Origin of the sequence: Streptomyces atratus (assembly GCF_040655115.1) — a bacterium.
Classification (GTDB): domain Bacteria; phylum Actinomycetota; class Actinomycetes; order Streptomycetales; family Streptomycetaceae; genus Streptomyces; species Streptomyces atratus_D.
This window is the reverse complement of sequence record NZ_JBFAJH010000122.1, coordinates 1-4,322: the sequence shown is the minus strand read 5'-3', so window position 1 is coordinate 4,322 and position 4,322 is coordinate 1. Positions and strand designations below refer to the sequence as shown.

6 protein-coding genes are annotated in these 4,322 nt (G+C 65.2%); 5 read left to right on the top strand and 1 reads right to left on the bottom strand.

Annotation, left to right across the window (positions count from 1 at the left end):
* Positions 1-130: integrase core domain-containing protein (locus tag AB0I23_RS41235; protein WP_359118382.1), on the top strand; the 130-nt coding region annotated here is incomplete at its 5' end.
* Between the two features lie 51 nt (positions 131-181).
* On the top strand, positions 182-559 hold the full coding sequence (locus tag AB0I23_RS41230; protein ID WP_359118381.1) for a DUF5958 family protein: 378 nt from the start codon (positions 182-184) through the stop codon (positions 557-559).
* Positions 560-733: 174 nt separating this feature from the next.
* Here the strand turns inward: AB0I23_RS41230 and AB0I23_RS41225 are convergent, their stop codons facing one another.
* Positions 734-1,279, bottom strand: coding sequence for a GIY-YIG nuclease family protein (locus AB0I23_RS41225; RefSeq protein WP_359118379.1), 546 nt, complete (start codon positions 1,277-1,279; stop codon positions 734-736).
* Positions 1,280-1,492: 213 nt separating this feature from the next.
* On the opposite strand from AB0I23_RS41225, the gene AB0I23_RS41220 reads away from it, so the two are divergent.
* From AB0I23_RS41220 to AB0I23_RS41210, 3 genes are all read left to right on the top strand, one after another.
* Entirely contained in the window at positions 1,493-2,032 is a 540-nt protein-coding gene (locus tag AB0I23_RS41220; RefSeq protein WP_359118377.1) for a hypothetical protein, read from the top strand.
* A 756-nt stretch (positions 2,033-2,788) separates the two neighbouring features.
* Positions 2,789-3,172, top strand: coding sequence for a hypothetical protein (locus AB0I23_RS41215; RefSeq protein WP_359118375.1), 384 nt, complete (start codon positions 2,789-2,791; stop codon positions 3,170-3,172).
* A gap of 20 nt (positions 3,173-3,192) precedes the next feature.
* Positions 3,193-4,197, top strand: coding sequence for an IS3 family transposase (locus AB0I23_RS41210; protein ID WP_359118373.1), 1,005 nt, complete (start codon positions 3,193-3,195; stop codon positions 4,195-4,197).
* Positions 4,198-4,322 lie beyond the last annotated feature (125 nt).

Below are 4,322 nucleotides of genomic sequence, written 5' to 3'. Positions count from 1 at the left end.
TGAAGCCCGCCGGGAAGTCTTCCGCTGGATCACCCGATACAACACCCGAAGGCGCCACACCGCCATCGGGAATATCAGTCCGATCACCTTCGAACATCAGTCCGATCACCTTCGAACGGCGATCGGTTAAGGTGGCGCTCGCCGCATAACGCACGGTGTCCACGATCTTGGGTGAGCCCCCGTGATCCTGAATGAGCTCGCACAGGGGCTCAGACCGATGACCGAAGGCGTCGAGTGGTTCGAGGGCCTCTCAGAGGATGACCAACGCAAGGTGCTGCACGCACTGGTGCTGTTCTGCGGGCAGGCCCGCGCCTGCGAGGAGGACGTGCCGGAGAGCATCGCGCGTTCCGGCATACGCCCCACTCACACGCCGGCGGTGATGCTCACGAAGTGGCGCTTCGGAATGGAAGCACTCCCGGCCTACGAACTCACCAAATCCTTCAGCCTGCTCGTCGCCCTCTTCAGCATCGCGGACACCCGCAGGCGGACGCTGTACTGCGCCGGGGGATGTGGTCACACGTGGCACAACCTGTCGGATGGGCCACGGGACGCAAACTAAGATGACTACTTGCCCTGGGTCTTGCCGGGGATCTTGGGGAGCTGCGTTTTGGCTGGTCCGGCCGGTGTTCATGAGCGGCTGAGCGGTCGTCATTGGTCGTCGTTGGCCACTGTCGAGCGACCTCGGACGGCCCAGGGACGGCCCAGGCAACGGCCCGGCGGCCCGTTCGGCGGCCTACGAACTGATGGGCAACTCTCGCGCTCGCTGGCGTGCTTGGGCTCGTAGCTCCTTCAGGCGGCTGTGGAACGCGTTGTGGCGGTTCTGGTCGAGGTTCAGCGGGAGGTCGAGCTGGGAGATGAGCTGTGACTCCAGGTCCCATGGTTCGCTCTGCTCGATCCAGCACACCCGCGCGTTGTCCGCCATCCACTGGCTCAGGGTGGCTTCGCCGGCCTTGCCGAAGGTCATCCGCTTGCCGCTGCCCACGCGGCGCAGCTCGAGTCCGAGCAGGCAACCGAGGGTGAGCCGCAGCGTCGAGCCGGCCGCGTTGCCCCGGTAGTGGTAGCGCACCCGCTTACGCAGGTTCTGGGTACTGGTCCGGTTCGCCATGTACCGCGGGGCTATCCCGACGTATAGCAGGCGCCCGGCGTCTAGGTCCGGGTGGGGCGGCTGCTTGAAGTGCCACCCGTAGACCCCTGCGGCCGCCGGGACAGGGCTCGGACGAACCAAGACCTCCTGCGCCGACCACAACTGGTCGGGGCTGACGAGAGCGGTAGCTTCCACGACACCTCCAGGTGCGCGCGACGGCTGATCGTCGCAGGCTACTGGCCGCCGCTGACAGAACGTCCTTCGCCTACGTAGCTGCGTGACATCAGCTTGGGAAGGTGGAGCGCTGCCTTGTAAGCCTGGCACCGCTCGCGGGACAGTCCTTGCAGTTCAACTGCCACACGGGGGAGCCGGGTCTGCCAACGACCTCTGCGCCGTCACACCCCCCGATTGACCGTGGCTGACCGCTCGATCTGGCACGGATCCGGCACGCACGCGCACGGAACCGGTTTCATCGAAGCCGCGTCTGACGGCCAGGAAGGGGGCAACGTGATAGCTCAAGGCAGGGCCCGTCGTCGCTGCGTGGCGGCTGTTTCGATTCGCGCGCGGCTCGTCGCGGTAGCGCTAACGTCCTTGCTGGCTGGTGGTTGCGGCATGCTGAACGATCCAGTCAAGGAACGCTGGGAGTCTAGAACCGAGTTTTCAAGTTGTGGCGAGGTGAGCCTGGATCAGGGTGAGGAGATGCAGAAGCAGGCGGCGCGGGAAATTGTCTGCCTCCAGCGAGCCCTCAAGAACGGCGAGAGCGCGGAACTGAAGGCAACCTATCCCACCGTGGAGGGTGACCCGATTCGCGAGTACTACCGCTTGACGCCGCAAGGCAGGCTTGAGGTGTACACCGACAGCACAGACGATCACAACTCGGACCAGAAGTGGTCGTTCGCCGAGTGCTACACCCCAGAATGGTTGGCTGAGATTTCCTGCGATCCATGACCAGCGCCAACGACCCCATCTGACGCGATGAGGTCGTCTATTGCCTCCCAGCAACCGCTGGAACCACCCGTCAGACGCTTTCACGCTGAGTCGCAGGGTTGGCTCATCGGTATTCAGGCGGTGCAGACGCGCGGGCGGCCGATAGCCGGCAGTCGGGCAGAGGTCTTGAAAACCGTCGTGGCAGCGATGTCACCGTGGGTTCAAATCCCACACCCACCGCAGATGAACGGCCCCCGACCAGGTGAATCGGTCGGGGGCCGTTCTCGTGCGAGCTGTCGCGAGTACCCGTCATTCCCCGTGGTTTCCCGAGCGATCGGGCACGAGAGGGGCACGCATCTGAGATCATCGGCTCATGCAGCCTGGGGTGGAGCGGCACCTACTCGAACTTGCTGAGGCAACTCGTGATCCTGCTCCGACATGGGTCACATTGCCGCTGAGTGTGGTCATCGGCGCTGTGGGGTTGGCTGTGATGGTGAACTTCCATGGAGTCCCCGAGCGGCTACATGAACACTGGCGCGGTGGTCAACAAGGCTTCTTTGCCTCCTATGACTTTCAGCGATGCATAGGCGCTGGGCTGGCACTTGGAGGCCTGTGGGGGCTCTTCGCGACTTCCTGGCAGCTCCTTGCAGACTGAGGCTGTTGGAAGATCAGACGTCCGGACTAGCTGATTGGCAGCTCCCTCTCTGTCAGCCTTGGGTGAGACGTTCCGCTTCGGCGGGTTAGCCTGAGAGGGCACGACAGGAGAACCACCCCCTCATGACCAGCATCAAGCCCGCCGGATCCGACCCGGCTGCCAGGCCGAAGCGCCGCTCCTTCAGCCCGGAGTACAAGCTGCGGATCGTGGCCGAGTACGACGCCGCACCCAAGAACGAGAAGGGCGCGGTCCTGCGCCGTGAGCGTCTGTACCACTCGCACGTCAAGGAATGGCGGGCCGCGCGGGACGCCGGGGTCCTGGAAAAGCTGGTCGACAAGCGCACCAGCCCGGCCCGGCCGAAGAAGTCGGCCGCCGAAGCGGAGAACGAGAAGCTGCGCCGCCAGGTGGAACGGCTGGAGAAGGAACTGGCCCGGAACAAGGCCGCGCTGGAAGTCATGGGAAAAGCTTCCGCGCTCTTGGACATGCTCTCCGAGAGCGCGGACTGAAGCCTGCCGCCGATCCTGTCGTGGACGAGGCGTTCACGGGCGTCGAGGCTGAGCTGGGCATCACGGCCGCCTGTCGACTGACCGGCCGCTCCCGTGCCACCCACTACCGCCGGCTCCGGCCGGCACCACCACGGAAAGCACGTGCCCCGCAGGTGCAGCCGTCGGCCCTGACGGCCGAAGAGCGGGCTGCGGTACTGGAGTTGATGAATAGCGACGAGTACGCCGAGCTGGCGCCCGCGCAGATCTGGGCCCGCGAGCTGGATGCCGGGCGCTATCACTGCTCCGTCTCGACGATGTATCGGATCCTGCGCGAGCACGATCAGTCCGGCGAGCGCCGACGCCAGGCCACTCATCCCGCAAAGGCGGTGCCCGAGCTGGTCGCCACCGGCCCGTCGCAGGTGTTCACCTGGGACATCACCAAGGCGGCCGGACCGGTCAAGGGCGTCTGGTATCACGCTTACGTCATCATCGATATCTTCAGCCGGTACATCGTCGGCCACACCGTCGAGAGGGCCGAATCAGCGGTGCGGGCCGAGGAGTTGATCCGCGAGACCATCGCCCGCAACGGCATCGTGCCCCAGACCGTGCACGCGGACCGCGGCACCTCGATGACGTCGAAGAAGGTCTCCCAGCTGCTGATCGATCTGGGCGTGACGCGGTCGCACTCGAGGCCGAAGGTCTCCAACGACAATCCTTACAGCGAGGCCCAGTTCAAGACCACGAAGTACATGTCGGACTATCCCGAGCGGTTCGATTCGCTGGCCCACGCCCGCGAGTGGTTCGACGCGTTCTTCGCGTATTACAACCATGAGCACCGGCACTCGGGTATCGGCTGGCACACACCCGCATCCGTCCACTTCGGGACCGCCGAGGAGGTCCGCGACCAGCGCGCGGTCACCCTCGCCGAGGCATACGCCCGCCACCCCGAACGCTTCGGCCGCCGCCCCCGACCGCCCGAGATACCCCAGACGGCCTGGATCAACAACCCGGCCAAGCGCAGGGAACCCGCACCACAAACCTCATAGCGTCACGACCGTCTCACTGGACTTGAAATCTTCGTGCGCCGTGGAAAGCGCTGTTTGACCGAGTGGAGGTGGAAGACCTGCGCCGCGAGCCCCGTCGCAGCGGGGCGAGCGTAGCTGACGGCAGC

Bases quoted from the DNA above. Each gene is read 5' to 3' on its own strand.
- AB0I23_RS41215 (WP_359118375.1), top strand. From the start codon at position 2,789: ATGACCAGCATCAAGCCCGCCGGATCCGACCCGGCTGCCAGGCCGAAG.